The sequence below is a fragment of the Rhodoblastus acidophilus genome, from assembly GCF_009720655.1.
GTDB classification, from domain to species: domain Bacteria; phylum Pseudomonadota; class Alphaproteobacteria; order Rhizobiales; family Beijerinckiaceae; genus Rhodoblastus; species Rhodoblastus acidophilus_A.
Window position 1 is genome coordinate 1 of the sequence record NZ_WNKS01000024.1, and the last position, 14056, is coordinate 14056.

The 14056-nt window shown below is 64.1% G+C and carries 15 protein-coding genes and 1 tRNA gene; 8 read left to right on the top strand and 8 right to left on the bottom strand.

Annotated features, from left to right (window positions below; all coding sequences use genetic code 11):
• Positions 1–328 precede the first annotated feature (328 nt).
• Entirely contained in the window at positions 329–967 is a 639-nt protein-coding gene (locus GJ654_RS18265; RefSeq protein WP_155447616.1) for a recombinase family protein, read from the top strand.
• 798 nt (positions 968–1765) lie between these two features.
• Positions 1766–2818: a tyrosine-type recombinase/integrase gene (locus GJ654_RS18270; protein WP_155447617.1), complete on the top strand. Its 1053-nt coding sequence runs from the start codon at positions 1766–1768 to the stop codon at positions 2816–2818.
• A 73-nt stretch (positions 2819–2891) separates the two neighbouring features.
• Here GJ654_RS18270 and GJ654_RS18275 read toward each other — a convergent pair.
• Positions 2892–2967: transfer RNA gene (locus GJ654_RS18275), tRNA-Phe, on the bottom strand.
• A gap of 104 nt (positions 2968–3071) precedes the next feature.
• Positions 3072–3440: a hypothetical protein gene (locus GJ654_RS18280; RefSeq protein ID WP_155447618.1), complete on the bottom strand. Its 369-nt coding sequence runs from the start codon at positions 3438–3440 to the stop codon at positions 3072–3074.
• A 278-nt stretch (positions 3441–3718) separates the two neighbouring features.
• On the opposite strand from GJ654_RS18280, the gene infA reads away from it, so the two are divergent.
• The 4 genes from infA to GJ654_RS18300 all read left to right on the top strand — a co-directional run bounded on the left by infA (position 3719) and on the right by GJ654_RS18300 (position 6102).
• Positions 3719–3937, top strand: a complete 219-nt coding sequence (gene infA, locus GJ654_RS18285; protein ID WP_088522381.1) for a translation initiation factor IF-1 — start codon at positions 3719–3721, stop codon at positions 3935–3937.
• Between the two features lie 6 nt (positions 3938–3943).
• Complete coding sequence (locus tag GJ654_RS18290; RefSeq protein WP_155447619.1) at positions 3944–4588, top strand: Maf family nucleotide pyrophosphatase; 645 nt, start codon at positions 3944–3946, stop codon at positions 4586–4588.
• On the top strand, positions 4585–4776 hold the full coding sequence (locus GJ654_RS18295) for a DNA gyrase inhibitor YacG (protein ID WP_264586306.1): 192 nt from the start codon (positions 4585–4587) through the stop codon (positions 4774–4776). Before GJ654_RS18290 ends, GJ654_RS18295 begins: the two co-directional genes overlap by 4 nt.
• A 78-nt stretch (positions 4777–4854) precedes the next feature.
• On the top strand, positions 4855–6102 hold the full coding sequence (locus GJ654_RS18300) for an NRAMP family divalent metal transporter (protein ID WP_210350852.1): 1248 nt from the start codon (positions 4855–4857) through the stop codon (positions 6100–6102).
• Here the strand turns inward: GJ654_RS18300 and msrQ are convergent.
• Together msrQ and msrP are read right to left on the bottom strand one after the other, a co-directional pair.
• Positions 6076–6675, bottom strand: a complete 600-nt coding sequence (msrQ, locus tag GJ654_RS18305; protein WP_155447620.1) for a protein-methionine-sulfoxide reductase heme-binding subunit MsrQ — start codon at positions 6673–6675, stop codon at positions 6076–6078. The genes GJ654_RS18300 and msrQ overlap by 27 nt on opposite strands.
• Complete coding sequence (gene msrP / locus GJ654_RS18310; RefSeq protein ID WP_155447621.1) at positions 6672–7595, bottom strand: protein-methionine-sulfoxide reductase catalytic subunit MsrP; 924 nt, start codon at positions 7593–7595, stop codon at positions 6672–6674. The genes msrQ and msrP overlap by 4 nt, the downstream gene beginning before the upstream one ends.
• A gap of 334 nt (positions 7596–7929) precedes the next feature.
• On the opposite strand from msrP, the gene ilvC reads away from it, so the two are divergent.
• Positions 7930–8949 (top strand): ketol-acid reductoisomerase, encoded by a 1020-nt coding sequence (gene ilvC / locus GJ654_RS18315; protein WP_155447622.1) that lies wholly within the window; start codon positions 7930–7932, stop codon positions 8947–8949.
• A gap of 42 nt (positions 8950–8991) precedes the next feature.
• Here ilvC and GJ654_RS18320 read toward each other — a convergent pair whose 3' ends face one another.
• Positions 8992–9252, bottom strand: coding sequence for a hypothetical protein (locus tag GJ654_RS18320; RefSeq protein ID WP_196305612.1), 261 nt, complete (start codon positions 9250–9252; stop codon positions 8992–8994).
• A gap of 66 nt (positions 9253–9318) precedes the next feature.
• On the opposite strand from GJ654_RS18320, the gene GJ654_RS18325 reads away from it, so the two are divergent.
• On the top strand, positions 9319–9759 hold the full coding sequence (locus GJ654_RS18325) for a nuclear transport factor 2 family protein (RefSeq protein ID WP_196305613.1): 441 nt from the start codon (positions 9319–9321) through the stop codon (positions 9757–9759).
• Here GJ654_RS18325 and GJ654_RS18330 read toward each other — a convergent pair whose 3' ends face one another.
• The 3 genes from GJ654_RS18330 to GJ654_RS18340 all read right to left on the bottom strand — a co-directional run bounded on the left by GJ654_RS18330 (position 9760) and on the right by GJ654_RS18340 (position 14056).
• Entirely contained in the window at positions 9760–11439 is a 1680-nt protein-coding gene (locus GJ654_RS18330; RefSeq protein WP_246664819.1) for a tetratricopeptide repeat protein, read from the bottom strand.
• 207 nt (positions 11440–11646) lie between these two features.
• Positions 11647–12504: a carboxylating nicotinate-nucleotide diphosphorylase gene (nadC, locus tag GJ654_RS18335; RefSeq protein ID WP_155447625.1), complete on the bottom strand. Its 858-nt coding sequence runs from the start codon at positions 12502–12504 to the stop codon at positions 11647–11649.
• Positions 12485–14056, bottom strand: a complete 1572-nt coding sequence (locus tag GJ654_RS18340; RefSeq protein ID WP_155447626.1) for an L-aspartate oxidase — start codon at positions 14054–14056, stop codon at positions 12485–12487. The genes nadC and GJ654_RS18340 overlap by 20 nt, the downstream gene beginning before the upstream one ends.

Consider the following 14056-nt stretch of genomic DNA (forward strand, 5'->3'; position numbering starts at 1 on the left):
AGCTCGTCGACCAACCGTGGCGCATCATGTCCATCGGACTCCGCGATTGGGCGCATGGGTTCTGATCAGCGAGACTTGGTATAAGCTGCAGGTTGCTGCTTGGATAATGAGTTTGCGTTTGATCATTCGAATCTCTCGGCGTTCGTCGCAAGCGAATAGAAGCGCCATTACCCGAGGGCAATCGCGCGCGCAAATTTCTCGGTAGTGTCTGTTGGGGTATAGCCCAGCGGACATGAGGCCAAGCTCAAGAAAGTGTGTCCGTAAGGGTTGATTTCCGTTTTCGGACACGTCTATATACGGACGCAACCCTAACGGACCTGAGGAGCCCATGACCAAGATCGTCCTTTACGCCCGCGTCTCGACTGCCGATCAGACGATTGAGCACCAAGAGGCTCAAGCACGTTCGGCGGGGTTCATGATCGACGAGGTTGTCGCCGACAAGGGCGAAAGCGGCCTGACCACGCGGTTGAGCGAGCGCCCGGAGGGTCGGCGGTTGTTCGACATGCTGCGCGACAGCGACGTGCTCGTCGTTCGCTGGGTCGATCGCCTGGGCCGAAACTATGCCGACGTCTGCGACACGATTCGCGAGTTCATGCGCCGGGGCGTCATTGTCAGGACGGTCATCAACAACATGACGTTCGACGGCGCGACCAAAGACCCCATGCAGCAAGCCGTCAGAGACGCGCTGATAGCCTTCATGGCGGCGACGGCCCAGGCTCAGGCCGAAGCCACCAAGGAAGCGCAGAAGGCCGGCATTGACCACGCCAAGGCGGCTGAGGACGGTCGTTACCTGGGCCGCAAGCCGAGCTTCACGACGGAGCAGTTCCAGCGCGTCCACGACATGCTGAGCCAGGGCGCCGGCGTCAGCATGATCGCCAAGAGCACGTCGCTGTCGCGGCAGACCATTTATCGCATCAAGGACAATCCGACCGAGTCGGCGGCGGCTTTGGCAAGCTGGGGGCTGTAGGGCGGAGCGCGACGTCGAGGACGACGTCTCCGTGCTCCAGGTCGTCGAGGACGACGTCGCCGTGCTCCGCGATGTCGAGGACGACGTCTCCGTGCTCTAGGTCGTCGAGGACGACGTCGCCGTGCTCCGCGATGTCGAGGACGACGTCTCCGTGCTCCGGCTCGTCGAGGACGGCTGAACCGCGATGTTCACTTCATCAGCGGTCTTATGTCGCATCGCGTCCCATTCATCGTCGCCGAGCTGGACGCCGACGCGGGCCCGTTCATGCTCCATGTCTATGCCGCGCTGGCATAGAAGGAGCGGGGCTAACTGGACGGCTGCCGGCGTCCCGCGCGCTCTTGAGAGGGCGTGAGAAGGGGTAAAGGCTGGGTGCCGCCTGCGCCACTCCGTCGACGACGACGCCGTCGTGCTCTGGGTCGCCCAGGACCTTGGTCGGCGCACCAAGCTCGACCTCGGTCCGTGACATATATGCCACTTTTGACCGATACTCGTCATAAGTTGTTGAAATATCAGCATTTATTTTTTTTCGCGCAAATCGTCGCGCGCTCACTATTACAATTAGGATGAAGTCCCATGTGTCGATCACACCTAGATTGCTGACGAAGGAGCAGGCCGCCGCTTATTGCGGGGTCAGCGCGCCTACGTTCGCGTCCGTGTGCCCCGTGGCGCCCCTGAGACTGGGGGAGAGCAACCGCAATCTTCGCTACGACATACGAGCGCTCGACAAATGGATAGACCGCATGGGCGGCGTGCAAGATGAAGTTGAACGAGACTGGCTAGCAGCAATGGACCAAAACAATGAAATCCGTGACAATCGTAAGAGGCATTAAGCGTTACAAGCACCCCGGAACCGGAATCGTCTATTGCTACCACCGGAAGACCGGCAAGCGCATTGACGCAGACTTCGGATCTCCTGAGTTCTTCAGTAAGCTTGCAGAGATCGAGAAAGTTGTGAAGGCGTCTGAGCCGTTACCTGGGACCCTGGGGCTTGCGATCTCTGAATACATGCAGTCTCCGGATTGGAGCAATCTTCGGTATAAGACAAGGGTTTCTTATGAGCGGGCGTTCGCCGTGCTGAAGCCGCTGCGCGATATGCCGCTTGCGAAGATCGACAGACCTTTCGTCTTCAAGCTGCGCGACCAAAAGCTCTTTCCCAAACACGGCACCTGGATGGCGAACTACGCCGTCACCGTTTTGGGCATCGTGCTGCGATTTGCGCGCGATCGCGGCTGGATCGCCTCAAATCCTCTCGCTGAGCCGGTGAAGAAGATCAAAGTCGCGGAAGATCGTAGCGCGCCGAATCGACCCTGGAGCGAAGAGGAATGCCGCGTCGTGATCGACCGAGCACCGCCGCAACTGAAGCTCCCTTTGGCGCTGGCGATGTGCGCGGGCTTGAGAAAGAGCGACTTTCTGAAGGTGACGCTGACGTCTTTGAGAAACGGCTCAATCACTGTCCGCACATCGAAGCGCGGGGTTCCCATTTCGGTCCCGGTGCATCCCATCCTGGCCCAGGCGCTCGAAACGCGACCCAAGAGCGACGCCGTTCAGATCGCCGTCAATTCTCTGGGTCAACCTTGGACTGAGACCGGCTTCAACGCGTCCTTCCGGACCTTCAAGAAGGCGCTGGAGCAGGAGGGCGTCGTGGCTCCAGGCCTGACGCCCCACGGCTTGAGACACACCCTTGGCACCCGTCTTAGAGAGGCCGGAGCGGACGATCGAACCATCGCGGACGTTCTCGGGCAGAAGACCAGCAGCATGGCTCGGCGCTATTCCGAAAACGCTGCACTGCCGGAGCAGGCGCAAGGGCTAGTTCGGACCTTGAGGCTGACGGAGACGAAGAACAAAGGCTGAAGAAAGCTGTCTACACGCAGCGACAAAACTGTCTACGCTGAGAGAGACCACTTGACTAAGTGCTTGATTTTGATGGTGCCCAGGGGCGGAATCGAACCACCGACACTGCGATTTTCAGTCGCATGCTCTACCAACTGAGCTACCTGGGCGGCTGCGGCTCAACGCCGAAGCACGGGCCTTATAGAAAGCGCATCCGCGCTTGTCCAGCCCTCGAAACGCCAGACGTGCAAAATTCCGTCACACGACCTGCGGCTTATCCGCCCTCCGTCCACAGACGCTTGGCGTTGGCGCGGGCTTTTCGGCGCGCCGGCTGTGTCGCCGCCTCCGCGACATCGAACATGTGATTCGCCATCGCCGCCGGATGGCTCTGGCCCGTCATCACCTGCAAGGTCGCCTTGGCCGTCTGCAGCGCGCCGGCCTGAAATCCCTCGGCCGTCGCCTGCAGCTTTTCGGTGACCATCTCCCGCGTTTCACGTTGCGCGTGAGGGGAGCCGAATCCGGTCGCCGCCGCCGCGATCATCGGCAGTCGCGCCGCGATCGTCTGGGACGCCGCCAGGCCGACTTCCGTCAAGTCCCACCAAGATTTCGCCAGTCGCCGATTGAAGGCAAAGATATCGTTCATGACCCCACCGTCTCAAGAAACACCCACATAACGCCTGTGGCGGCGAAAACACTCGTACGCTCCTCCCGCGCCATTGGCAGGCGCGTCACAATTTGTTATAGCGCGGCGGATATCAGCGCGATTTGCCTCGCTGAACGTCCTGCCGCGCCCTAGATCGGGCAGGCGCGAACTTTGCCGCGACTTTTGATCTTGCGCGGCCTGCGCGCGGATGACAAGCGTCTTTTTCTCCTCCGAAGGTACAGGGGGGAGAGGCGCAGGCCGACCATGTTAGGAACCCGATGTCGAAGGAAGAACTGCTTGAATTTCCCGGTGTGGTCAGCGAACTGCTGCCCAACGCCACTTTCCGCGTGACGCTCGACAACGATCACGAGATCATCGCGCACACTGCCGGCAAGATGCGCAAGAACCGCATCCGCGTGCTGACGGGCGATCGCGTCCTGGTGGAAATGACGCCCTACGATCTGACCAAGGGCCGCATCACCTACCGCTTCAAATAGCCGCCCTTGTTCGCCGCAAGCCCTCCCCGCCCCGCGCATCTCGCGCTCGCCTCCGGATCGCCGCGCCGTCTCGCGCTGCTGCAGCAAATCGGCCTGGAGCCCGACGCGCTGCTGCCGGCGGACCTCGACGAGACCCCCGGCCGCAACGAATCGCCGCGAAAGCTCGCGGCGCGTCTGGCGCTGGAAAAGGCGCGGGCGGGCGCGCATGTGGCGCGCGCGCGCGAAAACCTTTCCCCCTGTTTTGTCGTCGCCGCCGACACGGTCGTCTGCGTCGGCCGTCGCATCCTGCCGAAATGTGAGACGGTGGAACAGGCCGAGGATTGCCTGCGGCTTCTGTCCGGGCGCGCGCATCGCGTCTATACAGGCGTCACCGTCATCGACCCCCACGATCGCGACCGTTCGCGGCTGGTGGAGACGCGGCTGCGCTTCAAGCGCCTGTCGTCCCGCGACATCGAAGCCTATCTCGCCGGGCGCGAATGGATGGGGAAGGCGGGCGGCTACGCCATCCAGGGCGCCGCCGGCGGTTTTGTCGTGCAACTCGTCGGCTCCTACACCGCCGTGGTCGGCCTGCCGCTCTATGAGACGCGCGCCCTCCTCGACGGCCTGGGCTTTCCCGCGCATGATTTGCGGGCTGTGGGGGCGGCGGTGTGACCGACGCCAAGGAGAAGGACAAGGCGGCCCCCTGCCCCATCTGCGGCAAGCCGGTCAACCCGAAATACAAGCCGTTCTGCTCGAAGCGTTGCGCCGATGTCGACCTGCACCGCTGGCTGAAGAATTCCTATTCCATCGCCGGCGCGCCGGCCGAGGAGGACCCGGACGGCGAGTCCTCCGACCAATAATTCAGCCGCGCTAAACCTTTGCGATTGAAGCGCCCACTCCCGCGGCGCAATATGCGCGCAATTGATTTGAGCGATGCAATGACGGTCCTGAGCGAACCTCTGCCCACCAAAAAAACCCGCCTGGCGCGATTCCTGGCCGTGGCCGGCCCCGGGCTGGTGGTGATGCTGGCCGACACCGACGCCGGCAGCGTGATCACCGCCGCGCAGAGCGGCGCTTCCTGGGGCTACCGTCTCCTCTGGCTGCAAATCATTCTCATTCCGATCCTGTTCGTGGTGCAGGAGCTCACGGTGCGCATCGGCGTCGCCACCGGCGAGGGCCACGCGCAGCTCATTCTTCGCCATTTCGGCCGGTTCTGGGCCTGGGCCTCGGTTGCGACCCTGCTGGTCGCATGCCTTGGCGCCCTGCTCAGCGAATTCGCCGGCCTCGCCGGCGTCGGCGCCCTGCTCGGCCTGTCCCCGCCCGTGACCATGGGGCTTGTCGTGACCGCGCTCATCGTCATGGCGTGGTCGCACAGCTACCTCACCGTCGAGCGCATCGCCATAGCGATCGGCGCCTTCGAACTGGTCTTCCTCGTCGTCGTCATGCTGGCGCAGCCCGACGCGGCCACCGTGGCGGCCCAGATGACGGACATCCCGCTGCACAACGACAAATACCTGTATCTGATCGCCGCCAACATCGGCGCGGTGATCATGCCCTGGATGGTGTTCTTCCAGCAGAGCGCGGTCGTCGAAAAGAAACTGACGCCCGAGGACCTTCCTGCGGCGCGGCTCGACACGATCATCGGCGCCGTGCTCACCCAGATCATCATGGCCTCGGTGCTGGTCGCCACCGCCGCGACCCTGGGACGCGCGGGCGAGGCCGCCGATCTCGACACCGTGCAGCGCATCGCCGAGGCCATCACCCCCTTTCTCGGCGAGTTCGGCGGCAAACTGTTGTTTGGCCTCGGCATGACCGGCGCGGCGCTGGTGGCGGCCATTGTCGTCAGCCTGACGGCGGCGCGCACCTTGAGCGAAATGCTCGACGTCAAATGCAGCCTCGACGACTCGCCGCGCGAGGCGCCGTGGTTTTATGGCGCCTATTCCCTGGCCCTGATTGTCTGCGGCCTGGTGGTCGCCTCGGGCGTCAATCTGGTGTCGCTCAGCGTCGGCGTGCAGGTGATGAATGCGCTGCTGCTGCCGTTCGTGCTCGGCTTTCTCTATCTGCTGGCGCGGCGCCTGCCCGAATTTCTCCGTCTGCGCGGATGGTACGCCGCCCTGTGCGCCGCGGTGATCGTCATCGCCGCGTCCTTCGGGGTCTATTCAGGCTTCATGGGGCTGTTCGAGTGACGGACGGCGCTTCGGCGCCAGACGCGCCGCCAGCAGCGCCACGGCGGCGCCGGCATAAAGCAGCGGCTCAAGCGGCCAGCTTTTCACCGCGAAAATGAAATGGGCGGCGGCCAGCAGCGCCGCCGGATAAACCAGCCTGTGCAGGCGCGTCCAGTTTTTCGCGCCGAGGCGCTTGATCATGGCGTTGCTGGACGTCGCCGCCAGCGGGATCAGCAAAAGCAGGCAGGCCATGCCGATGAAAGCGTAGGGGCGCTTGAGGATTTCGCGGGTGATTTCGGCCCAGTCAAAACTGTGGTCGAGCCCTATAAAGGCGAGCAGGTGCAGACTGGCGTAATAAAAGCAGAGCAGGCCGAGCGCGCGGCGATAGCGCAGCAGGTTGACGCCAAAAAACCGGCGCAAGGGCGTCACGCACAGCGCCGCGAGCAGAAAACGCAGAGCCCACAAACCAAGCGTCTGTTCAAGCGCGCGAATGGGGTCCGGCCCGGTGGTCCCGGCGAGCCCGCCGCCAAAAGCGACCACGGCCGGAACAAACCCGAGCGCATAGACCGCCCAGACGGGAAAGCCGCGCCTCAAAAATTCGCCCTCAGATCCATGCCGGAATAGAGGCTGGCGACGGACTCGTAGCCGTTGAACATCAGCGTCGGCCTCCGCTTGGCGAACAGGCCGCCCTCGCCGATGCGCCGCTCGGTCGCCTGGCTCCAGCGCGGGTGATCGACTTCCGGGTTCACATTGGCGAAGAACCCGTATTCGTCGGGCGCGATCATGTTCCACGAGGTTTTTGGCTGCTCGGCGACCAGCGTCATGCGCACGATCGACTTGATGCCCTTGAACCCGTATTTCCAGGGAACGACCAGCCGCAGCGGCGCGCCATTCTGGTTGGGAAGCGGCTCGCCATAGAGGCCGGTCGCCAGAATCGTCAGCGGGTGCATGGCCTCGTCGAGCCGCAGCCCCTCTCGATAGGGCCAGGGAATGATGCGGGGAAAACTGCGCTGCCCCGGCATTTCCTCGGGCCGCACCAGCGTCTCGAACGCGACATATCTTGCACTCGCCTGCGGCTGCGCCCGCTTGATCGCTTCAGCCAGGGGAAAGCCGAGCCAGGGAATGACCATGGACCAGCCCTCGACGCAGCGCATCCTATAAATCCGCTCCTCCGTCGAAAAAGGTTTGAGAAAATCCTCCAGCGCGTAGTCGGCGGGTTTGTCGACGAGGCCGTCGATGCGCAGCGTCCAGGGTTTTGTCTTGAGACGGCCGGCCTTGGCGGCGGGATCGCTCTTGTCGGTCCCGAACTCATAAAAATTGTTGTAGCCGGTGATGTCGGCGCGGCTGTTGGGCTTTTCATCCGTCGAATAAGGCGAGGCCGCGCGCGCCACTCCGGTGAGGCCAAGCCCGAGCGCCGCGCCGGCCCCCAAGAAATCGCGGCGCCGAAGCCAGAGCGAACGCGGCGTGATCTCGCTGGAGGCGATTGGGAGATCCGTTCCGACGCGAATGAGCATGACCTCTCCTCCAGTTCGCTGAACGCGGCGGGACCACGCCCGTTTCCGTGACAGGATCGCATAAAGCATTGGCAAACTGTGGTGTTTTTGTGATGGCGGCGCGCCCCCCGCCGAGATGAGTTCCTCATGCCGCATCAGGGTGCGGGAAAGAGCGTGGAACGACGGCATGACCGGCCCGGCCAGGGCGATTTCCCCAATCGGCATTCGCGCGATTCGGCTAGGAACAGGCGGGAAAAGCGCGCGCTCCCTTTGACGAGCGGGCGCTGTGCATTTATAGGCGTGCGGGATGAATTCCCGGCGGCCCGGCCGTCCCTCACCGCGGAAAGCAATAACAATGCGCGTTTATTACGATAGCGATGCCGACATCAATCTGATCAAGGGCAAGAAGGTCGCCGTGGTCGGCTATGGCTCTCAGGGCCACGCCCATGTGCTGAACCTGCGCGATTCCGGCGTCAAGGATGTCGCGGTCGCCCTGCGCGCCGGCTCCGCCACCGCCAAGAAGGCCGAGGGCGAGGGCGTGAAGGTGATGACCGTCGCCGAGGCCGCCAAATGGGCCGACGTGCTGATGATGCTCACCCCCGACGAGCTCCAGGCCGACATCTACAAGGCCGACATCGCCGACAATATCAAGCCCGGCGCCGCGCTGCTGTTCGCCCACGGCCTCAACGTCCATTTCGGCCTGATCGAGCCGCGCAAGGACATTGACGTGCTCATGGTCGCCCCCAAGGGCCCCGGCCACACCGTGCGCGGCGAATATCTGAAGGGCGGCGGCGTGCCCTGCCTGATCGCCGTCCACCAGGACGCCTCCGGCAACGCCCATGACATCGGCCTGTCCTACGCCTCCGCCATCGGCGGCGGACGCTCGGGCATTATCGAGACCAATTTCCGCGAGGAATGCGAAACCGATCTGTTCGGCGAGCAGGCCGTTTTGTGCGGCGGTCTGGTCGAGCTGATCCGCGCCGGTTTCGAAACCCTGGTGGAAGCCGGCTATGCGCCGGAAATGGCCTATTTCGAGTGCCTCCACGAAGTGAAGCTGATCGTCGATCTCATCTATGAGGGCGGCATCGCCAACATGAACTACTCCATCTCCAACACGGCGGAATGGGGCGAATACGTCACGGGCCCGCGCATCATCACCGCCGAGACCAAGGCCGAGATGAAGAAGGTTTTGAACGACATCCAGACCGGCCGCTTCACTTCCGAATGGATGCAGGAATATCGCGCCGGCGCCGCCCGCTTCAAGGGCATCCGCCGCGTCAACGATTCCCACCAGATCGAGGAAGTCGGCGCCAAGCTGCGCGGCATGATGCCCTGGATCGGCAAGAACAAGCTCGTCGACAAGGCGAAGAACTAAGAGATAAACGGCGCGTCCCTCGGGACGCGCCGTTTTCGATTCTCACCGCATCCATTTCGGCAAAGCCGCCGCCGCCTGCCACTGAACGGCGTGGGCGCCGAGGCCGTATTGCTTGAACGGCGCCCAGGCGACATATCGGTCCGAAATCGGACCCTTATTTTCTTTTTTTGGTCTGGGCCGCTCTAGAGCTTTTCCACGTTTCATGGAAACATGAAAAAGCTCTAGATTCTTGTTTTGACGCATTTTCTTCACGCGAACCGGCATCCACTTCGCTTGAAAATGCTCTACACGCCTCTTGCTCATTCGCTCGACTGGCGCCACGATTTCGAAGCGCGGTGGCGCGAGTTTCGATGGCGTGCAAGGATTCCGATGAATTTTTTTGAAATGGAGCGCGAGGATTTCGTCGCCATTTGTCGCGAAATTTACGGGCGCCGCGCGCGCGGCGATTTTGAAACGGCGCTGGCCCTGTTCGACGACAACGCCACCTTCCGCATCCTGGGCTCACGCGCGCTGATTCCCGCCGCCGGTCTACGCGTCGGCAAGGAGGAGATCCGCGAGGCCCTCAGGGCGTTCGAGGTGGATTTCGAAATGGTCCATTTCGAAATCGACGATTTCGTCGCGGACCTGCCGCGCCTCGCCTTTGTGTCCTGGCGCATGACGCTGCGCGGTCGCGGCACAGGCGCGCAAGCCGACATCGAGGGCGTCGATCGCCTGAAGTGGCGGGACTTCAGAATCGTCGAATGCGTGCGTTTCTTAGACACGGCGCTGGTCGCCGCGCTGGGTCAGACCGACGACGACAGCGAGCCCTGATTATCCGCCGTTGCTCGGCGTGGCCGGCGGCGCCTCCAGCTTCTGCTCGGCGGTCGGCTGCTTCGGCTCCGTGAGCCCGTTGGCGATTTTGCCCAAAATCTTGGGCAGATCATCCGGTTCGGGATTGAGATCGCGCGCGTGGTTCCACTGGAACTGCGCGTCGAGCTTGCGCCCCGCCTGCCAATAGGCGTCGCCGAGATGGTCGTTGATGGTGGGATCGCCGGGCTTGAGCTCGATGGCGCGCTCCAGCAGCTTCACCGAATCATCGTAGTGACCCAGCCGGTAATGCGCCCAGCCAAGGGAGTCCACGATATAGCCGTCCTCGGGCTGCAACTCGACGGCGCGCCGCAGCATTTTAAAGGCTTCGTCGAGATGCGCGCCCTGGTCCACCCAGGAATAGCCGAGATAGTTCAGCACCAGCGGCTGTTCGGGATAGAGTTCGAGCGCCTTCTTGAAATCCGGCTCCGCCTTGTTCCAGACCTTGGCGCGCTCATAGGAGATGCCGCGGAAATAATAGACCGCCCACAGCCCCTTTTCACCGGCGGGGCTCAGATCGATCACGCGGGTATAAGCGTCCGCGGCCTCTAGATATTTCTTCTTGTTGCGCAGCAGATCGGCGAGCGCCGACTGCGCCTCCGGATTGTCCGGATGGGCTTCGCTGAGCTTGCGCAGCCGGGCGAGCGCCTCGTCGGGCTTGCCGATGGCGTCGAGCAGCAGCGCGATGCGGATGTCCGCGGTGGTCCGCATCGGGCCGTTTTCCGGCGTCTCGTCATACACCTCGATGGCGGTGCGGTATTGCTTCAACCGGCTGTAGGCCTCGCCGAGCGTATCGATCGCGAGTTCATGGGCGGGCGAGAGCGCCAGCGCCAGCCGCAGGAAAACAGTGGCGGCGACTTCATCCCCCTGGCGGCCGCCGGAGGAGCCGAGGCCATAGGCGCCGAGGCCATAAAGCACTTCGGCCGCGCCGCCGCCCACGTCTTTGACCAGCGGATCGAGCTTGCGACCGGCTTCGAGATCGCGCAGCGCCGCCTTCACCATGGGCTGGCGCGGCTGAATTTTCTGATAGGCGGTATAGGCGGCCTTGGCCTCGTCGGTCTTGCCCTGGCGCGAAAGGTTGCGCGCATAGGCGTCCACCAGGCGCAAGGTGTTCTGGTCGACCGCATAGGCCGCCGCGAAGCGCTTGCCCGCCTCTTCGACATTGCCGGAGACATCAAGCATGAGTCCCGCGTGGAAATCGCGGAACACGGCCAGGTTGGATTCCGACAACGTGTCGACCAGCGCCACGCCGCGCTTGGCGTCGCCCCCGCCCACATAGGTCCAGGCGTCCAGCAGGATCGCGGTGAGATCGCGCTGGCGCAGGTTGCCGCTGCTGTTGAGGTGCTTGCGCGCAGAAGCGAAATTGCGCGCCTTGATGTCGCGCACGGCCAGGGCCAGCCGCGCCGTGCCATTCTTCGGGTCGCGCGCCACAAGTTTTTGCGCCAAAGCGAAACAGTCGGGCATGTCGCCGTTGAGCAGCGTGGCGACAAAGGCGCGCTCGATCAGTTCGAGATTTTGCGGGTCGGCGCGCAGGGTTTCGCGGGCGAAGGTCGAGGCCGCCAGCGAATCGCGCTCCGCCTCCGCCACCCGGGCCGAGAGATAATTGCCGGCCGGGCTGTCGCTGACCTCGAAGGGGTCGGACAACGAAACCGATTCACGCGCCTGGACCAGCCCAGAACCAAGGAAAAGCAGCGAAACCGCCAACAGACCAAGTCTGCGGCCACGCGAGGGCGTAAGGGAGGTTTTGGGCACGAATGAACTTTCTGGCGGCTTTGCGCACGGTGGGGCGCGTCGCGAAACGAAGCAATCGCAGCTCAAGATGGCGATTTTGCGCCCGAAGCACAAGGGCGCTCAGGTCATTTCTATGTCGAGGCCGAGGTCGAGCGTCGGCGCGGAATGGGTCAGCGCGCCCGCTGAAATCAGATCGACTCCGGTCTCGGCGATGTCCTTCACCGCGCCGAGCGCGACCCCGCCCGAGGCTTCGCTGCGCATGCGGCCGCCAATCATTTTGACGGCGTCGTGCAACTGGTCGGTCGTCATGTTGTCGAGCAGCACGACATCAGCGCCTTCCGCCAAAACCTCTTGAAGCTGGTCGAGCGTGTCGACCTCGATCTCGATCTTGACGAGATGGCCGACAAAATTTTTGGCCGCGCGCAGAGCGGGCACGACGCCGCCCGCCACGGCGATATGGTTGTCCTTGATCAGGACGGCGTCGTCGAGGCCGAATCGATGGTTCATGCCGCCGCCGCAGCGCACCGCGTATTTTTCAAACGCGCGCAAACCCGGCGTGGTTTTGCGCGTGCAGCAGATTTTCGCCTTGGTGTGGGCGATGGCCTGCGCATAGTGCGAGGTCAGGGTGGCCACGCCGCACAGGCGTCCGAGAAAATTAAGCGCCACCCGCTCCGCGGACAAAATGCCCCTCGCGGAGCCCTCGATGCGGGCGACGATGGCGCCGGGGGCGAGATGATCGCCGTCCCCGGCCAGGGCCTCGAAAGTCAGGGTGGGATCGACCAGTTCGAACGCCTTTTTCGCCAGATCGAGCCCGGCCAGCACGCCCGGCTTTTTCCGCGCGGCGATCACGGCGCGGGCGCGGGCTTCGGCCGGAATGGTGGCCTGCGAGGTGATGTCGCCGGCGCGGCCAAAATCCTCATCGAGGGCGGCGCGAACCGCCTGTTCGACGATGAGGGGATTAAGCACGGGCAAGGACATGGGATTTCTCTTCGCGGACAAGGGTTTTGGCGAGGGCGAGCGCTTCGTCCAGCGTGAGGCTGGAGCGGTGCGCCTGCTTCGGATCGGCCTGCGGATAGTCGGTGCGAAAATGCCCGCCCCGGCTTTCGCGACGATCATAGGCGGCGGCGGCGATCAGCAGCGCCGCCTCGGCGCGATTGCGCAGGTCAAGATTTTCGCAAGCGACGGCTTTTTCGCGCAAGCGCAGCAGCCGGACGACGGCATTGCGCAAACCCTTTTCGTCGCGCAGCACGCCGACATGGCGCTGCATGATCTCGCGGATTTCGCGGGCGCCGGCGGCATCGGGCGCGACGGCGCGGGGCGCATGCGTCGGAGTCTTTGGCGCCGGCAGCTCGGCCAGGGCGGTCTTGACGTCCTCGGCGGCGCGGGCGGCGAAAACCACGGCCTCCAAAAGGCTGTTGGAGGCCAACCGGTTGCCGCCGTGCAGGCCGGTCGAGCCGCTTTCGCCCGCCGCCCACAGGCCGGGCAGCGTGGTGCGGCCGCGCGCGTCTGTCCACAGCCCGCCCATATGGTAATGCTCGGCCGGCGCAACGGGGATCGGCTGCGTCGCCGGGTCGATGCCGGCTTCGAGGCAGGCGCTCGCGACATTCGGGAATTTTTCGACGAAAGCGGCGCCGACCGCCTTGGTGGCGTCGAGGAAAGCGCCGCGCCCGCTGGCGACTTCGGCAAACACGCCGCGCGCGACGACGTCGCGGGGCGCCAGTTCCGCGTCCTTGTGCAGCGCCGGCATGAACCGCTTTCCCGCGCGATTGACGAGAATCGCCCCCTCGCCGCGCAGGGCTTCGGTGGCGAGCGGCGCGGGATCGCGGCCGATGTCGATGGCGGTGGGGTGGAACTGCACGAATTCGGCGTCGGCGATCCGCGCCCCGGCGCGCGCGCCCATGGCCAGCGCCGCTCCCGTCGCCTGCGGCGGATTGGTGGTCAGCGCGTAGAGCGCGCCGATTCCGCCGGTCGCCAAAATCGTGGCGCGCGCGGTAAAGGCTTTGTACGCGCCCTGCGCGTCACGGGCGAAGACGCCGGCGACGCGGCCGTCCTGAACGATGAGGTCTTCCGCGACAAATCCCTCGACCACGTTGATCGACGGCGTGGCGCGCACTTTTGCGATGAGCGCGGCCATGATCGCCGCGCCGGCGCCGTCGCCCTTCACCCGCACGATGCGCCGCGCCGAATGGGCGGCCTCCTGCGAGGGAAGCAGCGCGCCGGAAGCATCGCGGTCGAAGGGCGCGCCAAAAGCCAGCAAATCGTTGACGCGGGCGCGGGCCTCGCGCGCGACCGACAGGGCGAGGTCCGCATCGACAATGCCGGCGCCCGCGACCTCCGTGTCTTTCGCGTGCATTTCCGGGCTGTCGCTGGGCAGCACGGCGGCGGCGACGCCGCCTTGCGCCCAGGCCGAGGACGAGCCCTCGCCCAAAGGCGCCGCGACCAGCAGGGTCACCGGCTCCGGCGCGAGTTTGAGCGCGCAAAAAAGCCCGGCGAGCCCGCCGCCGACGATGAGAATATCAGACCTGGGCAT